The organism is Acinetobacter sp. YH12095 (assembly GCF_013419245.1).
GTDB lineage: Bacteria > Pseudomonadota > Gammaproteobacteria > Pseudomonadales > Moraxellaceae > Acinetobacter > Acinetobacter towneri.
Genome location: NZ_VPAL01000001.1, coordinates 209930 through 233621 on the forward strand (window position 1 = coordinate 209930; position 23692 = coordinate 233621).

General features: G+C 40.8%; 18 protein-coding genes and 1 tRNA gene. 10 read left to right on the forward strand and 9 right to left on the reverse strand.

Annotation, left to right across the window (positions count from 1 at the left end; genetic code table 11):
- Window positions 1-12 precede the first annotated feature (12 nt).
- Window positions 13-900 (reverse strand): lytic transglycosylase domain-containing protein, encoded by an 888-nt coding sequence (locus FTU35_RS01040; protein ID WP_218947091.1) that lies wholly within the window; start codon window positions 898-900, stop codon window positions 13-15.
- A 500-nt stretch (window positions 901-1400) separates the two neighbouring features.
- On the opposite strand from FTU35_RS01040, the gene ttcA reads away from it, so the two are divergent.
- Window positions 1401-2321 (forward strand): tRNA 2-thiocytidine(32) synthetase TtcA, encoded by a 921-nt coding sequence (gene ttcA, locus FTU35_RS01045; protein WP_104853169.1) that lies wholly within the window; start codon window positions 1401-1403, stop codon window positions 2319-2321.
- Between the two features lie 248 nt (window positions 2322-2569).
- The gene (locus tag FTU35_RS01050) at window positions 2570-2953 is read left to right on the forward strand and encodes an SCP2 sterol-binding domain-containing protein (RefSeq protein WP_004972111.1); all 384 of its coding nucleotides are present in this window, start codon (window positions 2570-2572) and stop codon (window positions 2951-2953) included.
- 163 nt (window positions 2954-3116) lie between these two features.
- On the opposite strand, the gene FTU35_RS01055 is transcribed toward FTU35_RS01050, so the two are convergent.
- The gene (locus tag FTU35_RS01055) at window positions 3117-4232 is read right to left on the reverse strand and encodes a transglycosylase SLT domain-containing protein (RefSeq protein WP_004972108.1); all 1116 of its coding nucleotides are present in this window, start codon (window positions 4230-4232) and stop codon (window positions 3117-3119) included.
- Window positions 4233-4595: 363 nt separating this feature from the next.
- Here FTU35_RS01055 and greB point away from each other — a divergent pair, with 363 nt between their 5' ends.
- The 3 genes from greB (at window position 4596) to FTU35_RS01070 (ending at window position 6671) form a co-directional block, all read left to right on the forward strand.
- Complete coding sequence (gene greB, locus FTU35_RS01060; protein WP_004972106.1) at window positions 4596-5093, forward strand: transcription elongation factor GreB; 498 nt, start codon at window positions 4596-4598, stop codon at window positions 5091-5093.
- 86 nt (window positions 5094-5179) lie between these two features.
- Window positions 5180-5269: transfer RNA gene (locus tag FTU35_RS01065), tRNA-Ser, on the forward strand.
- 268 nt (window positions 5270-5537) lie between these two features.
- Entirely contained in the window at window positions 5538-6671 is a 1134-nt protein-coding gene (locus FTU35_RS01070; RefSeq protein ID WP_180064429.1) for a hypothetical protein, read from the forward strand.
- A gap of 319 nt (window positions 6672-6990) precedes the next feature.
- Here the strand turns inward: FTU35_RS01070 and metH are convergent, their stop codons facing one another.
- A complete protein-coding gene (gene metH, locus FTU35_RS01075; protein ID WP_180064430.1) occupies window positions 6991-10680 on the reverse strand; it encodes a methionine synthase in 3690 nt (1229 codons plus the stop codon).
- A 497-nt stretch (window positions 10681-11177) separates the two neighbouring features.
- Between metH and FTU35_RS01080 the strand changes: the two genes are divergently transcribed.
- Window positions 11178-12794 (forward strand): inorganic phosphate transporter, encoded by a 1617-nt coding sequence (locus FTU35_RS01080; protein WP_179991133.1) that lies wholly within the window; start codon window positions 11178-11180, stop codon window positions 12792-12794.
- 128 nt (window positions 12795-12922) lie between these two features.
- Here FTU35_RS01080 and FTU35_RS01085 read toward each other — a convergent pair whose 3' ends face one another.
- The 3 genes from FTU35_RS01085 to FTU35_RS01095 form a co-directional block, all read right to left on the reverse strand.
- On the reverse strand, window positions 12923-14470 hold the full coding sequence (locus FTU35_RS01085; RefSeq protein WP_179991132.1) for a hypothetical protein: 1548 nt from the start codon (window positions 14468-14470) through the stop codon (window positions 12923-12925).
- Between the two features lie 252 nt (window positions 14471-14722).
- Complete coding sequence (locus FTU35_RS01090; protein WP_004972042.1) at window positions 14723-14917, reverse strand: hypothetical protein; 195 nt, start codon at window positions 14915-14917, stop codon at window positions 14723-14725.
- A 317-nt stretch (window positions 14918-15234) separates the two neighbouring features.
- A complete protein-coding gene (locus FTU35_RS01095) occupies window positions 15235-15852 on the reverse strand; it encodes a rhomboid family intramembrane serine protease (RefSeq protein WP_004972041.1) in 618 nt (205 codons plus the stop codon).
- Window positions 15853-16009: 157 nt separating this feature from the next.
- On the opposite strand from FTU35_RS01095, the gene nfuA reads away from it, so the two are divergent.
- Complete coding sequence (gene nfuA, locus FTU35_RS01100) at window positions 16010-16648, forward strand: Fe-S biogenesis protein NfuA (RefSeq protein WP_096900978.1); 639 nt, start codon at window positions 16010-16012, stop codon at window positions 16646-16648.
- A gap of 72 nt (window positions 16649-16720) precedes the next feature.
- On the opposite strand, the gene FTU35_RS01105 is transcribed toward nfuA, so the two are convergent.
- Window positions 16721-17734: a hypothetical protein gene (locus FTU35_RS01105; protein ID WP_180064431.1), complete on the reverse strand. Its 1014-nt coding sequence runs from the start codon at window positions 17732-17734 to the stop codon at window positions 16721-16723.
- An 18-nt stretch (window positions 17735-17752) separates the two neighbouring features.
- Window positions 17753-18814, reverse strand: coding sequence for an alpha/beta fold hydrolase (locus FTU35_RS01110; RefSeq protein ID WP_180064432.1), 1062 nt, complete (start codon window positions 18812-18814; stop codon window positions 17753-17755).
- A 299-nt stretch (window positions 18815-19113) separates the two neighbouring features.
- Here FTU35_RS01110 and FTU35_RS01115 point away from each other — a divergent pair, with 299 nt between their 5' ends.
- The gene (locus FTU35_RS01115) at window positions 19114-19728 is read left to right on the forward strand and encodes a carbonic anhydrase (RefSeq protein ID WP_004972031.1); all 615 of its coding nucleotides are present in this window, start codon (window positions 19114-19116) and stop codon (window positions 19726-19728) included.
- Between the two features lie 39 nt (window positions 19729-19767).
- On the opposite strand, the gene FTU35_RS01120 is transcribed toward FTU35_RS01115, so the two are convergent.
- The gene (locus FTU35_RS01120) at window positions 19768-20397 is read right to left on the reverse strand and encodes an arylesterase (protein ID WP_004972029.1); all 630 of its coding nucleotides are present in this window, start codon (window positions 20395-20397) and stop codon (window positions 19768-19770) included.
- A gap of 12 nt (window positions 20398-20409) precedes the next feature.
- On the opposite strand from FTU35_RS01120, the gene FTU35_RS01125 reads away from it, so the two are divergent.
- Together FTU35_RS01125 and FTU35_RS01130 are read left to right on the forward strand one after the other, a co-directional pair.
- Window positions 20410-21159, forward strand: a complete 750-nt coding sequence (locus tag FTU35_RS01125; RefSeq protein ID WP_004972026.1) for an ABC transporter ATP-binding protein — start codon at window positions 20410-20412, stop codon at window positions 21157-21159.
- A 1-nt stretch (window position 21160) separates the two neighbouring features.
- The gene (locus tag FTU35_RS01130; RefSeq protein WP_004972024.1) at window positions 21161-23650 is read left to right on the forward strand and encodes an ABC transporter permease; all 2490 of its coding nucleotides are present in this window, start codon (window positions 21161-21163) and stop codon (window positions 23648-23650) included.
- Window positions 23651-23692: the final 42 nt, after the last annotated feature.

Here is a 23692-nt window from a genome sequence, read left to right on the forward strand (position 1 = left end):
GTGCTGTAGCTTTTATTCTGAAATAAAAATACGTGCCGAAGCCGTGGCATTCCCTGTCGCGTAAGAACCTGCAGGTGCATCGGTAAAGCGACCATCGGCAGCCATAATAATTTGACGTTGTGGACGTTTGTTTGCCGCCACTTGATGATTACTGGCAGTGTAACTCTCTGACTGCGCAATCACTTGAGCATTTTGACTCTGAGTATTGCTATTGTTATTTGCCGTAATCGCATTGTTATTAGCACTTGCACTAACACCGTTGGCATACAGGTTGCTATAACGACTGGTCACACGACGTACATAGTCCTGAGTTTCACGAAAAGGTGGTACACCGCCGTATTTTGCAACATTGCCTTCGCCCGCGTTATAACCCGCCAAAGCTAAAGTGGTGTTGCCATTAAAGCGTTTGAGTAACCAAGCCAAGTATTTTGCACCCGCCATAATGTTTTCATGCGGGTCATAAGCGTTGCTGACATTAAAACGTCGTGCTGTCGCAGGCATGAGCTGCATTAGACCTTGTGCACCGACAGGCGAGCGGGCGTTGACATTAAAACCTGATTCGGTATGCATCACTGCTTTAATTAGACCTTCTGAAACACCGTGTTGTTGTGCTGCTTGCTGAATAATATGGTCAAAGGCATTTTTATTGCGGCTATAACTTGGCAATACCGATGCTTCGGAATTGCCCCAGTTGCGATAACTGTGAATATTGCTGTCTGGATAATAGGTGACTTTTACTTTTGTCAGCGAACGATCTGCACTTTTACGGTTGGTCAGCAAGGTACTGCCATTGCTGTCCTTATACATATAAATTTGACCTGCGTGCGTTGTCGTTGCCAAAGGCATGATGCTGGCAGTCCCCAAAATATACAGTAAAAAGGCATTAATTTTATTGTTCATGCTGTGAATACACTAAAAGCTGTCCCCAAACAGTTGTTACGAGTTTAACAAAAATCTCACAGATGAAAAGACTTTGTACAAATTCATTTACAGGAGTAGCGAAAAAAATCAAGCGAAATTGCTGACAGAGTAATCAAAAAAAATATTTATTTTTTTTTAATTGGCTTAGCTTGACACACTTAAGCCATTGATTTTTATTTAAAATAAAAATGATCAAAAAATGATCAATTTAAAGAGAAGCCTTAGAATATCGGCAAGAGGCCTTGTCAAGTTGTTTTAAATCCACAAAGTTATCCACAGGATTTGTGGAAAACTGTGGAAAAGTCCAAAAGATAAGCATCTTGCCGAAAAACTGAACGCGAAGGTTCAAAATAACATGCGGTTCAATACAGCCCGATGACAAAAATTTTGATTCCGATGAATTTGCATTCTTTTGATGCTATGTTGGTCTGAATCGGCTAAAATTGCGCGGTAATTTTTTTCATGGGTTAATCTCGTCTATGTTCTCACCCGTTGAGTCCGATCAAGGATTTAATTTCAAGCCAGAACTCCCAACCAGCTCTGCGTATTATCGTTTGTTGAAAAAGCTGCGTCGCCAAGTCGGGCATGCGATTCGTGACTTCAATATGATTGAAGATGGCGATAAAGTCATGGTGTGTATTTCTGGCGGGAAAGACAGTTATACCTTGCTGGACATTATGTTGCAGTTTAAACGTATTGCGCCAATCAATTTTGATGTGGTGGCAGTCAACCTAGACCAAAAGCAACCAGGCTTCCCTGAAGATGTATTGCCGCGTTATTTAGAAGAAAATAACATCCCATATTACATATTAGAAAAAGACACCTATAGCATCACCAAGCGTTTAACGCCTGAAGGTAAAACTTACTGTGCAGTGTGTTCGCGTTTGCGTCGTGGTTCTTTGTATGGCTTTGCGCAGGAAATAGGGGCAACCAAAGTGGCGCTTGGGCATCACCGTGATGATATTTTGGCGACTTTTTTCTTAAACTTGTTCCATGGCGGTAGCTTAAAAGCCATGCCACCGAAGTTGTTGTCATCAGACAAGAAAAATATGCTGATTCGTCCACTGGCTTATGTGGAAGAAAAAGACATCATTAAATATGCAGAAATGCGTAAATTCCCAATTATTCCGTGTAACTTGTGTGGTTCACAGGAAAACTTACAGCGTGCCATTATTAACGACATGTTACGTGAGTGGGATAAAGCACATCCTAAGCGTTTGCACAGTATTTTTGGCGCATTACAGAATGTATCGCCATCGCAGTTGGCAGACCGTGAATTATTCGACTTTGAAGCGTTAGACAGCCAGCGCGTATTTGATTTTGCCGATCAGGCCGAACAAAACGCAGCAGAGCAAAACAAACGCATCAATATGGTCAATTTAGGCTACGCTGCAGACTAAGCGATAACAGCCTGTCAATCCCTTTAAAATGTAATCAACACCAAGCCAGAGCTTGGTGTTTTTTTATGAATTTGATTTATTTGAGAAAGTCGTCATTTCGACTAAAAATACAAAAACTGAACGTCCCGTACAAAATTTCTTAGCCTTTCACGAAAGGTTCATGCTATAACAATCAGCAAGCAAAACAGCTTAATAATGATGGTGTCTGGATAGACAACACACATGCACAAATATATTGAGGAAAAATCATGCCTGCTTTTTTAACTGATGATTGGTTTGCAACTGTAGAAAATCTAACGGCTCAAGCTGGTGATTTAAACCTACCTCCAGCACTTGCAAATCTGGCAATTAACTTAGTGGTGACTGATGCTGCAGGCAACACAGAATTGTCTTTAGATGGCGGTAAAATCCAAAAAGGTTTGGCGGACAACGCCAAAACAACATTAAATATGGATGCGGAAACTTTACGTAAAGTATTCCTAGAGTTTGACATGGCGGCTGCTATGCAAGCCTTTATGACAGGTAAAATCAAAGTACAGGGCGATATGTCACAATTAATGGCATTACAAACTGCAAAACCAAGCCAAGAACAAAAAGACTTATTTAAGAAGATTCTTGAGCAATCTGCTTAATTCAAGCGATTTACGCTGTAGCAGGCGAATTTCCCGCTATAGTACAAAAAAGCCTAGCTGAAGTATCAACTAGGCTTTTTTATGCACTGCAGCTTTAACAGCGCATTATTCATGTTTGAATTGCAGCTGATATACACTGCAACTCAATCACGCGAGGTAAATTTTAGATATTCACCAATTGCGGTGTGGTCTTAATATGCTCAAGGTAGGCGCGAATACGAGTCACATATTGCACTGCTTGACGATAACGACCGTTGCTCGCTTTGTTACGGTCTAAATACGCATATAGGTTAACCCAATTGTTCGGGTTTTTGCCTTGTGAGCGAATACGCTTCTGAATTTGACTGACTGCACCAGGACCCATGTTATAAGCGACTAGGGCATACCAGTTACGATCAGGAAATGGAATATGCTCATAACGGCTCAGCATTTGGTCATAATACTTAGCACCACCCTGAATACTTTGTGCAGGATCGGTACGGTTGCTTACGCCCATCGCTTTGGCTGTATTATTGGTCAGCATCATAATACCGCGCACACCTGTTGGCGAAACCGAGTTGGGTTTGAGGTAAGATTCCTGATAACCAATTGCCGCCAAAAGATGCCAGTCTAAATCGTACTGCGTGGCAGTCTTTTTAAAGTTGGCCTTATATAAAGGTAAACGATTACGCAAATCCCGCTGGATCACATCCCACGATTCTTGTTTGACCACATTACGATTATAAAATGAAGCCAATTGGGTAATTGAGCCGTTTTGCTTGCCACGACAAACAAAGTTGCTTGCGGTTTGGCTAAGAGGATCATCTGCGTGTTTAAACACCCAGTTCAGCTCACTATTTAAACCATTACGCTTTAAAGTATTTAAATCGCCACAACTGGCAGAAAATGCCGTGAGTTGCTGCTTTTCGATGCTTTGGATACTCGACGTGGTCATGGCAAAGTTCGCTTTACCAGAAGACACCCATTTTAAAGCGGTCGCATTGTCGCTTACCGTTTTAAATTCGAGTTTCACATTCATGCTGTCGGCATAGTTACGCACAAGGTCATAACCAAAGCCATGTAAATGTTGTCCATCTTTAAACACTGTGGTTGGATTTTCCACAGACACAACGGTCAATTTGTTCTGATTGACGACGCTGTCAAATTGATGAACGGCTTTGCCTGCGTTAATACTGTGGAATGGGAGAAGAACAGTACTGAAAGCGAGGACTTTGAATGGGAGGCGATTAAAAAATGAGTGAAGGCTAAGCCTAGACCCAGACGTTGAACTACTGTGCATGTTGGCTCCGCTACAAGTAATTTATGCCCTAAAAAGCAAAGGCAACACACCTTAAACTTTTTCAAGTTTGATAAATTCAATAAGGGTTGGGCAGTCATGACGTCATTCAAAATGACTTGGGATTAAAGGGAAAATGTGTAAAATTTATACACAGGTTAAAAAGTGATCAAAACTAAAAGATGTGCGAATAATAAAGATGAAAATTTTGGATGTCAAATTTTGTACATAAATTTTTTGAAAAATGTAACATAAGATATTCATTTCATTGAGAAATAAATTTTATAAATTTTTATTGTGTATAAAAATGCAATAAAATATAGGATTGATGTTAACCAAATGTAAAAAACCGGCTGCAAAAACACCATGAAATCTAACTTAATTACACGTTCTGGACACGATAAACTCGTGGCAGAGTTACAGCATCTGTGGCATGAAGAACGCCCTGAAATCACCAAAAAAGTAAACTGGGCGGCAAGTCTCGGCGATCGCTCTGAAAACGCAGATTACCAATATAACAAACAGCTTTTGCGTAAAATTGACCGTCGGGTACGTTATTTGGGCAAGCGTTTAGAAGAGCTGCGTATTGTCGATTTTGCACCAGAACAAGAGGGTAAAGTATATTTTGGCGCATGGGTCGAAATTGAAAATGAACAAGGCGAGCAAAAGACCTTGAGAATTGTGGGCGTGGATGAAATTTATGATCATCATCCACAACATATTTCGATTGATTCACCTATGGCTCGGGCTTTGTTGTCTAAACAGGTAGATGATGAGGTGGAAGTGCAGACGCCGTTAGGCAAAAAGAGCTGGTTTATTAATTCGATACGCTATGAAAAGCCTGAAATTGCAGAAAATGACTGATTTTTGATTTTATTTTGAACATTTGGATCATAATTTTTAGAAAATATTTGCCAAGCTGAATTTTTCTTTATATGATAGCCGCCATTGGAAGCGTGGCAGAGCGGTTTAATGCACCGGTCTTGAAAACCGACGAGGGTGTGAGTCCTCCGTGAGTTCGAATCTCACCGCTTCCGCCAAATTTAAAAAGACCCTTGATTTTCAAGGGTCTTTTTTTTGAGCTAAAGTTTTCTAGTTTTAATTACTATAATATGAGCTTGACTTTCCCAATAATTATAATATTTGTGTAGATAATTTTGATTAGGTCTAAAAAAGACTAGGTTTTTGTTAGAATCTCAACTTGGAAAATTAATGATTTTTAGATTGATAATTAATCAATAAGCGAACTTTAAAATGGTATAGATATATGAAATACAATAAAATAATAAAAAACATTTATTTTTACTTATGACCTTCTCAAAAAAAGATGTAACTCGCGCAGGCGAAGCTTTAATTAATGATAGTTTATTAGATGACCACCAATTGCTAGAACGTACTATGCAAATACTAACATATTGGAGAGATAGTCATATTCAGCCTTTGAATGAAGCACACAATTTATTAAATCGCTTTATCTATCGAATTGATAAGAAAGCATTTACTGCTAAAAGATTAAAACGATTTGAGTCAATTAAGAAAAAACTTAAACGTTTTGATGGCATGCAACTCAAAAATATGCAGGATATAGGTGGTATAAGAGTAGTTGTTGAAAATTTAAAACAAGTAAATGCTATTTTTAAAGTTTTAGCAAATGAACATTGTTTTTATAATGATGGAAAATTTATAAAAATGGACAACTACATACTTAACCCCAAAAATGATGGGTATAGATGCATACACATAGTTGGTAAGTTTAACAATAAGTTAAATGAAGAAAGAAAAATTGAATTTCAAATTCGTACTAAACTTCAGCATAGTTGGGCAACAACATTAGAAATTGTTGATATTTTTACAGGGCAAGATCTAAAAAGTAATGATGGTCTTTATGATTATAAAAAATTTTTTAAAGATGTAAGTGATCAATTTCAAATTATTGAAAATTTGAAAGGTTTTCTTGAGAATGATAAAGGTCAGTTAACAAAAGAATATTTAACTAAAGTTGTTCAGACCCAACACCTTATAAATCAATGTATTGATATAAAAAATTTTATGGATCGCTCTGTAGGTGGAATCACTATAGAAAACCATTTAAAAACCTATTGTGTTACTTTAAATGATTTGAATATTGTATTGACTGCAAAAAACAGCAGGGATGGATTTATACTAATTCGACTTAATGTGCAGACAAGAAAGATTGAACATGAATTTTTTGCAAACTCAGAGCAAACATTGGCTTCTCAAAGATATAGTCAATATGAGCAATTATTATCAAAAGATGAAAAATGGATAGTTGCACTTCTTTCAACGAATGCTATTGGGGGATTAAAAGAAGCTTATCCAAACTATTTTGCCGATTCAGAGATTTTTTTATCTTATATCGGTTTGATTAAAATTGCAGCAGTTCTTGGTGGTGCAAAGAAAGTCACTTCAATAGCTGTTTAGGAGTAAGCTATAACCTCTACTGATGATTGTTGATGAATAGTAATTACTCTCCATTCATCACAAGGCAAAATAGGTGGAAAAGCGGCTACTAACTTAATAGTAGTCGCTTTGTTCTCTCTGTGGGGTTCGTTTAGCTGAATGCCTTACCCATTGTGTAAAGGTGAAAAACACCTCTAACAGACTAATCACTCAATAACCTCAGACTAAATAACGAACTGTCCCATTAAACAAAAAACCAGTGAATTTTACAATTCACTGGCTTTTGAAATGACATTATATAGCGCATGGGCAGATGAACCACCCATGCAGCGCAATGCACTTAATTAATCGAATCATCCAAGTTTGGAGCTAACCAACGCTTCGCTTCATCTAAACTCCAGCCTTTACGCTGTGCATAATCTTCAAGCTGATCTAACGAGATTTTACCCGCGTTAAAGTACTCAGAAGCAGGGTTGGCATAGTAGAAGCCGCTCACAGATGAAGGCGGCCACATTGCAAAGCTGCTCGTAAGCTGTGTGCCAATCTTTTCAGTTGAACCTAACCAGTTAAACAGTGTGGCTTTTTCAGAGTGCTCAGGGCACGCAGGATAGCCCGGTGCAGGACGAATCCCTACATATTTCTCTTTAATCAGCTCTTCATTGCTTAGCTGCTCATTCGGCTGATAGCCCCAGAATTCTTTACGAATACGCTCATGCAAATGCTCTGCAAATGCTTCTGCAAAACGGTCACCCAAAGACTGCACCAAAATGGCAGAATAGTCATCGCCTTTGGCTTTAAACTCATTGGCCATTTCTTCCGCACCAAAAATCGACACGGTAAAGCCGCCCAAGTAATCTTGCCCTTGCTCTGTAGTTGCGACAAAGTCTGCCAAAGACAAGTTTGGTTTACCTGTGACTTTGTCTGACTGTTGACGAATATGATGGAAGGTATGCGTTACTTGATTACGTGCTGCATCATATACTTGTACTGAATCTGCCGCAGAACGGTTGGCAGGGTAAATCCCAAAGACTGCACGTGCATCAAAGCGATTATTTGCAATAATATCTTTGAGCATGGCTTGCGCTTGGTTATATAAGTCGGTTGCAGCTTCGCCCACCACTTCATCTTCCAGAATTTTCGGGAATTTGCCCGCCAAACTCCAAGAAATAAAGAATGGTGTCCAGTCAAAGTATGGCAACAAGGTTTCAAGCGGGTAATTGGTCAGCACTTGTGTACCAATTAATTTTGGTACTGCAGGCGTGTAGTTGTCCCAATCAATTTTTAAACCATTGTCGATGGCTTCTGCATACGACAATTTCGCAGCTTTTGGTTGCTTATTGGCAATACGTTCACGAATTTTAGCGTATTCCGCACGATGCTCTGCAACAAAAGCAGGTTTCATTTCAGGGGAGAGTAAGGTTGTCGCAACACCAACGGCACGCGAAGCATCGGCAACATAAATCACTGCATCATTTGAGAACTGTGGATCAATTTTAACTGCAGTATGTGCTTTAGATGTGGTTGCGCCACCAATCAACAATGGAATGTTAAAGCCTTTACGCTGCATTTCTTTGGCAACAAAAACCATTTCATCTAAAGATGGGGTAATCAGACCAGACAAGCCAATGATATCGACTTTTTCGTCAATGGCAGTTTGCAGGATTTTTTCTGCAGGTACCATCACGCCTAAATCGACAATATCGTATCCATTACAGCCCAAGACTACGCCCACAATATTTTTACCAATGTCGTGAACGTCGCCTTTTACCGTTGCCATCAAAACTTTACCTTTAGACTGACCTTCGGTTTTTTCAGCTTCGATGTACGGGTTGAGCCATGCAACGGCTTGTTTCATCACACGGGCAGATTTCACCACTTGTGGCAGGAACATTTTACCTGCACCAAACAAGTCACCCACCACGTTCATGCCGTCCATTAATGGGCCTTCAATTACATCTAAAGGACGTTTGGCTTTTAGGCGTGCTTCTTCGGTATCTTCATTAATAAAGGTAGTGATCCCTTTGACTAAAGCATATTCGAGACGTTTTTCGACAGATTCATTACGCCACTCTAAGTTTTCTTCGGCTTTTTGCGCACCTGCCTGACCACGATATTTTTCGGCCACTTCCAGCAGTTTTTCTGTGGCGTCCTGACCAGTTTCACCTTGGTTTTGGTTCAAAATAACGGCTTCAACTGCTTCTTTCAGTTCTTTCGGGATGTCATCGTAAATGGCCAACTGACCTGCGTTGACAATCCCCATGGTCATGCCTTGCTGAATAGCGTGATATAGGAATACCGCGTGAATGGCTTCACGTACAGGTTCGTTACCACGGAATGAGAAAGATACGTTCGATACACCGCCTGAAATCATGGCATGCGGCAGGTTTTCTTTAATCCAGCCTGTGGCTTCAATAAAATCGACTGCGTAGTTGTTGTGTTCTTCAATACCTGTCGCAACTGCAAACACGTTCGGGTCAAAAATAATGTCTTCGGCAGGGAAGCCAACATCATTGACCAAAACATCATAAGAGCGTTTACAAATTTCGCGTTTACGTGCTGCAGTATCGGCTTGTCCGACTTCGTCAAAGGCCATAACAATGACAGCTGCGCCGTATTGGCGGCAGAGGCGGGCTTTTTCGACAAACTCGTCATAACCTTCTTTTAGGGAAATAGAGTTGACAACGGCTTTACCTTGTACGCATTTTAAGCCTGCTTCAATGATTTCCCATTTAGAGGAGTCAATCATGATAGGTACGCGAGAAATATCAGGCTCAGATGCCACCAAGTTCAGGAAGTGCACCATTGCACCCTCTGAATCGAGCATGCCTTCATCCATGTTGATGTCGATGATTTGTGCACCGCTTTCTACCTGTTGACGTGCAACATCTAAGGCTTCGGCAAAGTTTTCTTCACGAATTAAACGCAGGAATTTTTTAGAACCTGTGACGTTGGTACGTTCGCCCACGTTTACAAATAAAGAGTCATCATAAATGTTAAATGGTTCTAAACCACTTAAACGGCATGCAGGTTTAATCTCTGGAATTTTACGCGGTGGAATGTCTTTTACCACATTGTAAATCGCGCGGATATGATCAGGCGTTGTACCACAGCAACCGCCTGTAATATTGATCAAGCCGCTTTCAGCAAATTCTTTGAGGAAAGCTGCGGTTTCTTCAGGCGTTTCATCATAACCACCAAATGCGTTGGGTAAGCCCGCGTTCGGGTGTGCAGAAACAAACACATCGGCAACGTCTGAAACGGTTTTAACGTGTGGACGCATGGCATCTGCGCCCAAAGCACAGTTAAAACCAATTGAAAGTAAATCGCCATGACGTACCGAGTTCCAGAAAGCTTCTGCAGTTTGACCCGTTAAGGTACGTCCTGAAGCATCGGTAATGGTACCTGAAATCATCAACGGCAATTCACGCCCGAGCTGTTTAAACACTTCTTTGACCGCAAAAATCGCAGCTTTACAGTTTAAGGTGTCAAATACAGTTTCAATGAGCAGGATATCTGCACCACCTTCAATTAAGGCATGCGCAGCTTCAATATAGTTTTCTTTGAGTGCATCAAAGCTAATGTTACGAAATGCAGGGTCGTTTACATTTGGTGAAATTGAACAGGTACGCGATGTTGGCCCAAGTACACCTGCCACAAAACGTGGTTTGTCTGGTGTTGAATATTTTTCACAGGCAGCTTTGGCTAAACGCGCTGCTTCGCGGTTAATTTCTGGAACCAAATCTTCCATGTGATAGTCAGACATAGAAACGCGTGTGCCGTTAAAGCTGTTGGTTTCAATAATGTCTGCACCCGCATCTAAGTAGGCTTCGTGAATACCCTGAATAATGTGCGGTTGGGTCAGTACCAATAAATCATTGTTGCCTTTGAGGTCATGTGCCCAATCTGCAAAACGCTCACCACGATAATCGGCTTCTTCCAATTGATGGCGTTGAATCATAGTACCCATAGCACCATCGATAATTAAAATTCTTTGGGCAAGAAGCGCTTTCAGGGTGGTAAGCGTGGACATAAAAAACCCTTTATGACTGAATTCGAAATGAGCGCTATTTTAGCAGAGTTCGCACGGCTTTCGTGCACTTGAAGCGACCAGAGAGAGTGGAAGTCGTAAAAATAGTGCATAAAGCAGTATTTTTAGGATTTTGCTGTAGCTTTTGAACCTAAATAAAAGTTGTGATGAGGAACATTCTAATTTTGATTTTACTTTGATGCGTCATCGCTTTGTCATATTGCTCAGGCAAAATTGGCTCACGGTGAATTTTGTCTGACACTTTAGGCAAATATGACAAAGGTGTAACAATCTAAATTTGAGAGAATGGCATAAGAAAAGTAGGTTTATTTATTCTAAGTGTTTAAATTTAAAAGTTAATTTTAATTTTATGCACAAAAAATACAGCTTAAAGTGTGAAAATAAAGTATGAAAGTTGCTTTATATAACAGCTCTTTGTCATATAATTGTCACAATTTAATTGAACAATAAGGGGATTTTAAATCCTCTTTTCTGCTTGCATGAATTCTAATCCAACTCCTGTAGATTCAGCACACAAGTCGACCACTAAATCGACCAATGTTCATGTGCCTACACCGAAATTTTTTATGCCGGTGTTTTTAACGATCATCGTTTCTACCCTTATTTATATTGGTTTCCAATTGTCTGCGGACTTATCCCACGTGCCTGCGCTGAGTATGTACTCGGTGATTTTATTGGCGACCGCTTTATTCATTGCCTTAGGCTTTGAATTTGTGAATGGTTTCCACGACACAGCCAACGCAGTGGCAACGGTCATTTATACTAATGCCTTGTCTGCACCTGTGGCAGTAATGTGGGCGGGTTTCTGTAACTTCCTTGGGGTGATGGTCGCCAGTGGTGCAGTTGCCTACGGTATTATTGCCTTACTTCCAGTCGAACTAATTATGAATGTCGGTTCAGGCGCAGGCTTTGCCATGGTTTTTGCCATGTTGATTGCCGCGATTGTCTGGAACTTGGGAACGTGGTACTTCGGTATTCCTGCTTCAAGTTCGCACACTTTAATCGGTTCGATTTTAGGTGTGGGGATTATGAACTACTTGATTAACTCAGGTGCGGGTGCAAGTGGTGTAGATATGGAACAAGTCATGAAAGTGGGCAAGGCTTTATTGTTCTCGCCACTGATTGGTTTTGCTTTTGCTGCGATTTTGTTCTTCTTGGTGAAAAAAATCTTCAAGAAACAAATGGAGTTGTTCCAGCCGCCTGAAGGCAATAAGCCACCACCACCACTGATTCGTGCCATTCTAATTTTTACTTGTACTGGGGTAAGTTTTGCGCATGGTTCAAACGATGGTCAAAAAGGCATGGGTTTAATCATGTTGATTTTGATCGGGATTGTGCCGTTGGCGTACTCATTAAATAAAGAGTTAGGCCAAAACCACATTCAATCGTTCCAGCAGCTTTCAACGCAAACGGCTGATGTGATTTATCCACAACATGCCGATATGCCAGATGAAAAAGCGCGTCAGATTATTACTAGTTATATTCAGACCAAAGAAATTACTCCTGAAGTCGTGCCTGCTTTGGCAAGCTTAACGGATCATTTGGGTGAGCGTGTGGGTCAATATGGCAACTTGAAAGATGTGCCTGAAGCTGAAGTAGCAGAAATGCGTAATGATATGTATTTAAGCACGACTTCATTCAAGCGTTTAGACAAAGCCAATACCTTGCCTGAAATGTCGGAAGAACAGAAAAAAGTGGTTAAAAGCTACCGCAGCCATTTAGATTCATTCTTACAATACATTCCAACTTGGGTCAAAGTTGCCGTTGCCTTAGCACTAGGCTTGGGTACGATGGTCGGCTGGAAACGTATTGTGGTGACTGTTGGTGAACGTATCGGTAAGCAGCACATGACTTATGGTCAAGGTATGTCTGCCGAGCTTGTGGCCATGTCAACTATTGCTGCTGCAGATGGTTTGGGGATGCCAGTTTCAACTACACACGTACTGAACAGTGCGGTGGCAGGTACCATGGTGGCAAATAAATCGGGTCTGAATTTCCAAATGGTGCGTACAATTCTTTCGGCTTGGATTTTCACTTTACCTGCGACAATTTGTTTATCGGGTAGCTTGTTCTGGTTGTTCTTAAAAGTGTTTTAATCCATTCTCAACTTTTTTGAGTGGTTGAAAAAAGCGCTGTAATGATACAGCGCTTTTTTTATACCTGCAGATCAGTCTAGAGAAATATTTGCAGGCAAGTTTTTGAATAGATAGATTAGCGGTTTACATTACTTTTTAAATTTTTGGATGACTTTGTCCAGCGGTAATTTATCTGCAGCAAAGCCATAGAGCGCAGCGAAAGGTAGGGCCGTTCGTGCCAAATACGCCACGCGCCACAATCCACCATGGTTCGCACCTTCCATCATCAATTCGAGCGGATGCTCAAGTTTCACTTCAGGATTGGCTGCCGAGTTTGGATTGCGTAAGTCATGAATCCACAATGCCGCCATAATCGCATTGGTGGTTTCAGGGCTAAATGCTTCAACATCAAACAAACTTGCGCCACTAAATGCTGCTTTGAGTAATGGATTTTTGGTCACAGAGTGTGTGGTGGTCGAAGGTGCAATATTGATGCTGACATGCTGTCCTTGATGACGCGCTAAAATTGCACGCCATTGCTGGATGCGTTTTGCTAAAGCATAGTTTGGCCCTTGTTCAACCACCAAACAGTCGGCAATACCATAATGTTGACCATTGTCTGAAGCAATTAAATTATGCAGATTCTTTTGGAAGAAATGACTGCGTGAAATGGTTTCAATACTTTTGGTGAGTAGCTTTTGCCCTTGTGAACGCTGCTGAAACTTCTCTGCCGATGCGCTAATCACTTCTTCAGGAACGGCATAAACATCGGTTGGGGTACACATAAACATAAGGCTGCTATCAGCTTTGTGTTCGCTGACATATTGCATAATGGCATCCATCGCCATCGCAACACGCACGTGTTTTTCACCATCTAAATAGGCAATGGCTGCTAAATCTAGCGTTTCAGGTTTTTGGGCTAACCAATGTGCAATTTCTGGGGTTTGCGTGAGCAGATTTGCACCCAATTGCTCTGTTAAAACGTCAAATGGAGTATCTGCCGCGAGTTGTGTTGTACTTGGTGCGTATAAGGTAGCATTGCCTTGTTGCACAGTGCTTAAAATTTTATTCCACACACGGCTGTTTGGTAAATCGACTGCAATAATATTGGCTTTCCATTTGGCTAACCATGTGAGTGGCCCTGCTTCTGAAGCTGCACCAAATAGCACCATGTTACGGTCAGACAAATCAAACCATTCAGGATGCGCGATTGCAGCATTTAACGCTTCGGCATGACTTGGTTCAATAATGCCTGCTGCTAGCCAAATTGCAATTTGATCTAGTAGAGCTTGACCTTGTAACTTTTGCCCACGATACGGCACATACCATTCGGGTGCTGCTTGGCTGCTGCCTTGTAATTTAAAGGTATGTAAAGTTTCAGTAGGCAAGAGCATGACATCTTTCAGCACATATTTTTGCTCATGACGATAAAACTCAAAACTTTGATGAGCTTTTCTTAAACCATCTTCTGCAATTTGAATTGCGTTAGCTTGTTCACGAATACCATTGGTCACGAGGGCTTTAAAGTATTTTGGATAGTGTTTACGCCAGTTTTTTTCTGCCAAAGCATCGACTGAGCTTTGATGATCGACTGTGGCTAAGGCTTCGGCAATAATTTGTTTGCCCGTGCTTGAGGTGCTGGGTTTATGATTTTCTGGATGAATTGGAAACTGTAAGCCATCGTAAGAAGTGGACATGCAAAAACTCGCAAACTAAATTGAAATTAATATACAGATGTATACATTATCTATGCCAAGTTGCGATATGGGGTAGCAAAAACTACCAAAATTGAGTGAAATTTGAATAAAAAAACCTTCACGAAGTGTAAAGGTTTTTAATGTGAATGAAATGTTGTTGAGATTTAAAGGTTAGTGTTTAAATGTCTAGGTTCGAATCATAAATGAGTCTGATGCTGTATCAACAATGTTTTATTCACTCAGACCAACAGCTTAACAACGTCCTTTTTTCGCCTGACCTGGAGGACAAAAATCACCATCACCATGCGGATGTTGGTGTGGATAATAGCCTTTCGGGTAGATCGTGCGGTCAGGATCAATCACCACACTGCCTTCAGGGGTATGTACGGCACAGGCGCTTAATCCTAGACTGAGTAACAGGGCGCTTAGAAGTGCAAACTTTTTCATGGCTGACTCCTGATTGCTTGATAGTTTTAGTCTTTATATTCTTAGTATAAGTGCTTGTCGAGTAACTGCATGTTATTTGTTGTGTGCTTTATGCTGTATTGGATCATTCAGATGCTTTCATCAATCAAAAATACTTATCAGCAGTTCATAAAATGACGATTGAAAGTCGTTTTTCCCAATGAGAGAGGCTGAAGATGAGAGGCAATAAATGATGGTGTTAAGCGGATTTATGAAAGCAGTCTATTGACGGATTTGAAAATTCTTTAAAGTAGCAACGACTCAGTGGTAGATGTACCGAGTCGTTATAGTTTCAAAAGTTAAAACGGCAGTTGCGCCAGTTTATTCAGGAAGTGAGGCAAGATGCGTGGTTCAATTAAAATAGTCACAATCACACCATAGGCCGCACCCCATAAATGCGCACTGTGATTAATATTGGAATTGCCGCGTTTACCCGACCAAATGCTATACGCTACATACAGTATTGCAAAAATAATGGCAGGCACTGGAATAAAGAACACGAAAATCAACTTCCACGGCTCAAACAAAATATAGGCAAACAACACCGCAGATACAGCACCAGATGCGCCTAAGCTGGCCCAACGATGGTCATTTTTATGCTTTAAATAACTTGGAATAATCGCGGCGATTAAACCACCCAAATAGAATAAAACAAAGCCTAAATCATAGACGTATTGGCGATAAAAACTTTCAATAATGCTGCCAAAGAAAAACAGGGTAATCATATTGAACAGCAAATGCGCACCATCGGCATGCACAAAACCATGGGTAATGAAGCGGTCATATTGACCACGTTGCATAGCAGGCGGCCAAAAAATCAGACGATTCATTAATTCTTGTTTGGAAAACGCCAACATAGACACAATGACCGTAATAATGATAATGGTCACGGTATGATTAAAAGGTAAATCGAGCATAAACGCCTATTCTTTTACTTGAATTCTGCTGTAATAATGCATCAAAACTGAGTTTGAGTCGAACTTTAGGAATAAATCCGACAATTTTGGTTGATTTTTTTTTATTCCCCCGCATCTTCAGTTAAAATAGCCACTTCAGCTTGAGGAAATTATTGTTATGTCGACTGAGAACAGCAGCACAGCAGTTGTAGATGAAATTCCAAACTTATTGATTACGCCAACTGCTCAAGAGTATTTGAAGGATTTATTGGCAAAGCAAAATACACCGGGTATTGGTGTGCGTGTTTTTGTGGAAAATCCTGGTACACCGCGTGCTGAATGTTGCATGGCTTATAGTGCGCCCGATGAAGTTGTACCTACAGACTACAAACAGGAATATCCAGACTTTCCTGCATTTATTGATACGCCGTCTATTCCGTATTTATTGGATGCCGTAATTGACTACAACAAAGACCGTTTTGGTGGTCAATTGACTTTCCGTGCACCGAACTCAAAAGTGCCACGCGTAGGCCCAGATGCTTCAGTAGAAGAACGCATTACTTATGTTTTACAGTCTGAAATTAACCCAGGTTTAGCAGGGCATGGTGGTAACTGTGCTTTGGTTGAAGTGGTTGAAGATGAAGAACACGGCTTAACTGCAGTATTGAAATTTGGTGGCGGTTGCCAAGGATGTTCAGCGATTGATGTGACTTTAAAGCAAGGTGTTGAAACAACCTTGAAACAACACGTACCTGAATTGATGCGTGTGGTGGATCAGACTGACCACAGTCAATCTGAAGGTGCTTATTTTAAATAAGCTCTAAGCCTCGCTTAAAAATAACCTCCTAAATTTTAGGAGGTTATTTTTATCTGAAATTGTCAACAGACCCTATTCATTCGTTTGTAGATTTAAAATTTGTTGTGTTTTTTCAGAATAATAAAATTTCTCTAAATAATGGCGCGCACGTTGCTTTAAATAGCCTTCAGCGATCATTTTTTGAATGACTGGATTTAACAGTTGTTGTAATTGTTGTTGGACTAGCGCTTCATCAATGTTTAAGTCGTGCAATAACAAGTCAAAAGGGCGAGCCTGATTGCGGACATACCATGCATAAATGCCGTCATGTACTTGTTGTTTTAAGTAATCACTTTGACGTAAATGATCCCAGATTTCATGACCAAGATTCACGGTTTGGGGTAGGTCTTGAATCTCGATATAATTTTTTAAGGTCGAAAGTGGTAAATCTTTAATTTTATGCCATAAATTTGCCTGAAAATGATACAGCTTTTCATCATCAAAATGTTGATTAAGCACCGACTCGCTCATTTGAGTCAGCTTCTGCACATTTTTTTGCAAATAATGCTGAATGGTCTGGTCTAAATTGGTATCGGTAACACTTTCCAAAACCGATTTACCCATTTTCATAACACGCGATACGCCAGGCACGCTTTTGGCGATCACCGAATTATCCATATAATCCTGAATGGAGTGTTGAATGAGTTGGGTAATCATGGCGGCAAAGGCAGGATTATTCACCACGGCTTTAATCAAACGCTGACGATGTCCACTTTTACTTGCAACATATTGTGCAATTTTGTCGATGGTCAGCACAGGTATCACATCGGCAATTTTACTGCTGTCATTAACAGGGTGTACCAGTGCAAAACGAATATGCTCAGCAATTTGTTCCACTAAAAATGAACTGGCAGGTGTATTTAAAATTTGATGTTGAATCAGTTGATGAATGGCTTCAGATGTCCATAAATCTTGTAAGCTTTGTTTGCGAAACCATTGGTAAAACTGCATAAATTCAGTTTGTACCATTTCACTTTGGTTAAATTCTTGATCTAAAAAATCAAGCTGAGCTTCAATTAGTTGCTCAATGATGGGATGTTTCTGCATGAAGGTTTTATATAATAATTAATTTAGAGGAATCAGTTTATCAGCAAGTGGGTTTTTTAGGTTCTGAGTTTTAGCCAGAAACGGCAAATAATATTGTGCGACTTGTTTTTCAGCTTCCAATAACGGCATGTGTCCAACATTATTAAGAATCACAGGTGTTTCGGCGCGTTTGAGTAAAGATTGTAATTCCTTCGCCACTTCAACATTAATAATGCGATCTTGCTTACCCCATAAAATCAGGGTCGGTGCTTCAATTGATCCTGCTAAACGTGCAAATGAGTCTGGAGTATAAATACGGTTGAGTTTGACAATTTGCTCAATTGCTTTACGGGTTTGTTCTGAGCGAGAAATCAGGACTTCTTCTTGCGCATGTTGAATTTGTGAGGTCATGGCAGGCGGGCTTTGCATGATTTGTTTGGCGACGTCGGCTAAATCGCTATGTTTGCTCACAATTAAGTCATTTAAAGATAATGGATTTTTGGTGTAAGGCGTATTAGCAAGTTTATAAATGCCTGCACTATTGAGTAAAAATAAACTTTGCGTATCAAAAGGATATTGCGAGGCATACACGGTTGCAATTGAGCCGCCTAAAGAATGTCCTGCCACGTGTAAGTTTTCTTCACAGTCAATTGCTTCAATAAATTGACGCAGTTGTGAAGTTACATTCGGAACTGAATTATCAAAATTGCTTGGAGTTTTGGTGTCACCGCTATTGGGTAAATCTGGAATAATCACATGATAATGTGGGGTTAAAAATTGCGCGACACGGTTCCAATTATCACGTGTGCCTGCCAAACCATGAATCAATAAAATTGTGGGTTTGCTGTGCGAGCCACCTTCGTTATAGCTCCAGACGACATCTCCAACACGAATGCTTTTAGAGCTTAGTCCTGCTTGTTTGCGCTGTTGCTGAAAATGATTTTGTAATAGTTTAAGTTCAGTTGCGTTGCTGTTACTGGCGTTATTGTTTTTTGTGAAGGTATATGGATTGGGCGCAGCGCTTTGCACAAGGCAAGATGTACTTAGTCCCAAAGCCAATAAAGTCGTATGTAGATAACGTGATCGAATAAATTTCATCATGAAAACGTCTTCCCCTGACGAACCCAAAACAGGCTCCAATAATGATAGGCACTAGCTCTTAGGTCTAATTGCACAAGTGTATTCTGTCTATTGTAGGCGTTTAAAAATGAAAGTCATCCCTTGCTTTTTTGATCAAAGCTTTGAAATTGGTAGAAAATGTGACCTATCTCAATAAAAAGTGAAAAAATTTATAACAAAAATGAATAAAGAAAAGCGCAGCTGCATATTTTTTTGCAAGTGACATTCATAAAAACTGGCTTTAGAATATCGCAACTTCAAAGATCGGTGGTAAATCAAGAATGCTAACAGCTCAAGAAGCTTTAGAACGTCTTAAACAAGGAAACCAACGTTTTGTTTCTGGTGATACCAGACATCCGAAGCAATTGTCGCACCAACAGCGTGCAGAAATGGCAGAAGACCAAAATCCATTTGCCATTATTTTAGGATGTTCAGATTCACGTGTTCCTGCAGAAATGGTATTTGACCAAGGATTGGGTGATCTTTTTGTAATTCGTGTTGCGGGCAACGTGGTTGCGCCATCACAGGTAGGTAGTGTTGAATTTGCGGCAGAGCGTTATGACTGTGCTGTGGTTGTTGTCTTAGGACACAGTCACTGTGGTGCAATTCAAGCGACAATTGATACTTTAATGTGCCCAGACTGTCCACCATCGGCAAATTTAATGTCGATTGTGAACCGTGTTCGCCCTTCAGTTGAAACCTTAATGCAGACTGAACTGAAAAATGATTTGGCGAAATTGTCTAAGCATGCAGTACGTTCCAATGTATTTGCATCGGTAAATCAATTGCGTCATGGTTCAGCAGTTTTAGAAAACCTGATTGAACAAGGTCAGTTGAAAGTAGTCGGTGCAGAATATTCACTGGAAACAGGTGAAGTGGTTTTTTTTGATTTTTAATCCGAACCGCACAGCAATTAGATTTTCCTCAAAGGCGCTTTATAAAGCGCCTTTGATATATGGATAAGCATTATTTAGCAAAATAGGCTGAGCTTTGGCATTTGGATGAATTAAATCTTTTTGCATCAATTGCTTATTGCCCGCAATACCTTCCATAAAAAATGGCAGTAATTTGACTTTATATTGCTGACTCACCACTTTATAGTTATTTTCAAATGCTTTGCTATACGCCGAGCCGTAATTTGGCGGCATTTTCATCCCAAAAATCACCACTTTCGCTTTGGCTTTTTGGCTATGCTGAATTAAGTTCGCTAAATTTTTTTGAATCATTTGTGGCGGTTGTCCACGCAAGCCATCATTCCCGCCTAACTCAATGACTACAACGTCTGGACGATGGGTCTGCAGCAATTTAGGCAGACGCGCCAAAGCACCACTGGTGGTTTCGCCACTGACACTTGCATTGACCACTTTATGCTGTTTCGGATACTGTTGTTCTAAACGTTTTTGCAATAAGTGAACCCAACCTTGTTGTGGTTGTATGCCGTAACCTGCACTTAAGCTGTCACCTACAATCATAATGGTTTTTGCAGATACCACGAATGGGCTGAAACATAGTCCGAGCAGCAACACACGCGGGAAGACACGACTAGTTAGATTGCGATTTTGCATAATGGGAAACGTATGACTCAAAACACTAAAGAATCTAATATCATGCCACAAACGATTATTTCTGCCCAAAATTTGACACAAAAGATACAACTTGCACAAAAACAATTGACCATTTTTGAGAATTTAAACTTCGATATTCAGGAAGGTGAACAAGTGGCCATTACAGGTCGTTCGGGTTCAGGAAAATCGACCTTATTGGGTATTTTGGCAACATTAGATCAGGCCAGCAGTGGAAAATTGGTGGTATGTGGTGAGTCAATTGCAGAATTAAACGAAGAACAACGTGCAGAAGTTCGTTTAAAGCATATTGGTTTTGTGTTCCAGTCATTTCAGTTATTGCCGCATTTGACGGCACTGGAAAATGTGATGTTGCCACTACGTTTGCAGGAAAAATTTAAATATGCAGAGGCAGAACAAAAAGCCCTCAACTTGCTGAAACGTGTGGGTTTAGAACGACAAGCACAGCAAACGCCGAAAGTGCTTTCGGGAGGTGAGCAACAACGTGTCGCCATTGCACGCGCTTTAATTCGTGAACCTAAAATTATTTTTGCCGATGAACCGACAGGAAACTTGGATGGTGAAACTGCAACTGAAATTGAGCAATTGTTATTTGAATTGAACCGTGAGTTGGGCACAACTTTGGTGTTGGTCACGCATGACCCGAAACTGGCGGCACAATGTCAGCGCCATTACGCTTTAATTGATGGGCAATTGGTTGAGCAATTTGCAGCTAAGCCAACCGCTGCCATAACAGGAGGATGAAATGAACGCATTATTTCATCCACTGTTAAAGCAGAGTTTTAAAAGCAGTGGTGTCTATTTACTGATTATTGCGCTGACTTTAGCGATTAGCGCGACCACAGCCTTAAAGTTTAGCAATGAGCAAATTCAAAATGCTGTAGCGTTGCAAGCGGCAGAAATGTTGGCGGGTGATTTAGTCCTGAGCGACAATGAACCCATTGCACAAGACTGGCAGGATCAGGCGACTGCACATCAGTTACAACAGTCGCATGTGACTGTATTTAGTTCGATGGCACATACTCAAGCGCAATTTGTGATGGTGAATGTCAAAGCGATTGAGCACAATTTTCCGTTACGTGGTGAATTGAGGGTGAGTCCTGCAGCGGACAAGATTCAATCTGGTGAAATTTGGCTCAGCCAACGTGCCATGGATTTGCTTCACGTTAAACTTGGTGAAACGGTGAATATTGCCGATGCAGCATTTACCGTGACTGCCAAAATTGAACATGATTCTAATCAGGAACTCGGTTTTTCAGGTTTTTCGCCGACAGTAATTATTTCACAGGCCGATGTGGCACGTACCCACGCGATTCAAGTGGGTAGCCGCATAGATTACCGTTTGTTGTTGGCAGGCAGCGCCAAAGATACACAAAATTTTGAGCAGTATTTTAAAACACATACACAACAGCCTGCACAGGCACAGCAAACGGCCAGCCCTGAACAAAACTTTGAAGAACAAAGTAGTTTAAGACTACGCAATGCCAGTGAAGGCAATACTCGCTTAATGCGCCCAATTGCCAATTTAGATACCTTTTTACAGTTAGCGAATATCCTGACCATTTTATTGTGTGGGATTGCGATTGGTTTGACCAGTCAGCGCTATGTGCAACAAAATCAGGATCATATCGCCTTATTACGTTGTATTGGTGCAAGTAAACGACAAATTTTAGCCGCTTATTTGGCTTTGCTTGCTTTGGTCTTAATTATCGCTATGGGCATTGGCAGTATTTTGGGCGTGACGTTGGGCTATGCTTTGTTGCAAATCATGCTGCAACTGATTCCGCACCTGGAAATTCAATTTTCAGCCATGGCAATGTTGCTTGGGCCATTGCCAATCGCCATGCTCACCAGTGCTGTGGTGTTGTTGGGTTTTGTGCTGCCTAATTTATTGCAATTGCTGAATACCGCACCGATTCGCGTGATTCGCCAACAAGACAAAAGCATGCGCGCTTGGTGGTGGATGTTGCTTACAGGGACGCTAAGTCTAATCGTATTTTGTGTGGTCTTGACCGAAAGTTTAGTGCTTAGTACATGGGTGATTGGTGCGATTATTGCGCTGTGCGTATTGCTGTATGGAGTGGTGTGGAGTTTATTAAAATTATTGCGTCATTCTAAAGGCAGACTCGCAGCGTATATTCGTGCGCCTGCTGTCACGGCATTTCAAATTACTGCATTGGCTTTAGGATTAAGTTTAATTACGGTACTTGCAGTGTTGCGTACCGACCTGCTAGATCGTTGGCAGCAGCAATTGCCCGAAGGAACACCCAATCAGTTTGTTTACGGCTTGCCACCGTTTGATATGCCTGAGTTTCAACAACAATTAACGCAGCAGCAGTGGCACAGCACGCCACTTTATCCAAATATACGCGGGCGTTTGGTCGCCAAAAATGATCAACCTTTTGCCGACGCCTTAATTCAGCAAAGCAATACGTTAAGACGCGAACTCAACCTGACACAGTCTGACCGTTATCCTGCCGATAATATCATTGTAAATGGGCAAGCCAATTTCAGTGCAGTGGGACAAGTGTCAGTAGAAGCAGATACGGCTGCCGAGTTGGGCATTCAAATTGGTGATCGACTCAGTTTTAGTTTGCCTGAAGGCATACTTGAAGCCGAAGTGATTAATCTGCGTACGGTGGAGTGGGAAAGCTTTAGTCCAAATTTTTTCTTTATTTTTTCACCGCACACTATGGATGAAAATGCAGGCAGTTATTTGGGCAGTTTCTATGTGCCTGAAGCAGATAAACCGAAACTAATTCAATTGATTCAGCAATTTGCCAACACAGTGTTTATTGATGTCAGCCTAATTTTGGATGAAATTAAACGCATTGTGAATGTGTTGGTGCAGATCATCACCATTTTAGCCATTTTGGTGAGTGTGTCTGGGCTGTTGGTATTAATCGCGTGTTTAAACTTGCTGATGGATGAGCGCAAACGCGAAGTCGCATTACTGCGTTCTTTTGGTAGTTCTAAACAAAAACTCAAACGTATGTTGAGTCTGGAAATCGGTTTTATGGGCTTTATAGCGGGAATAGTGGCGTGTTTATTTGCCGAAGTCATTAGTGCTGTTGCCAGTTACCGCATGGATTTAATGCTGCAACCACATTGGGAAATCTGGCTGATTTTGCCTGTATTTATGACCGTGCTGTGTGCCTTGATTGGACGTTATCGTTTAAGTTATTTATGCGATATTCCGCCACTGCAAAGTTTAAGGGAGATGAATCAGTCCTGATTCATCTCTAGTTGATGTTGTTTTACTTGTTGTAAAGGTTGA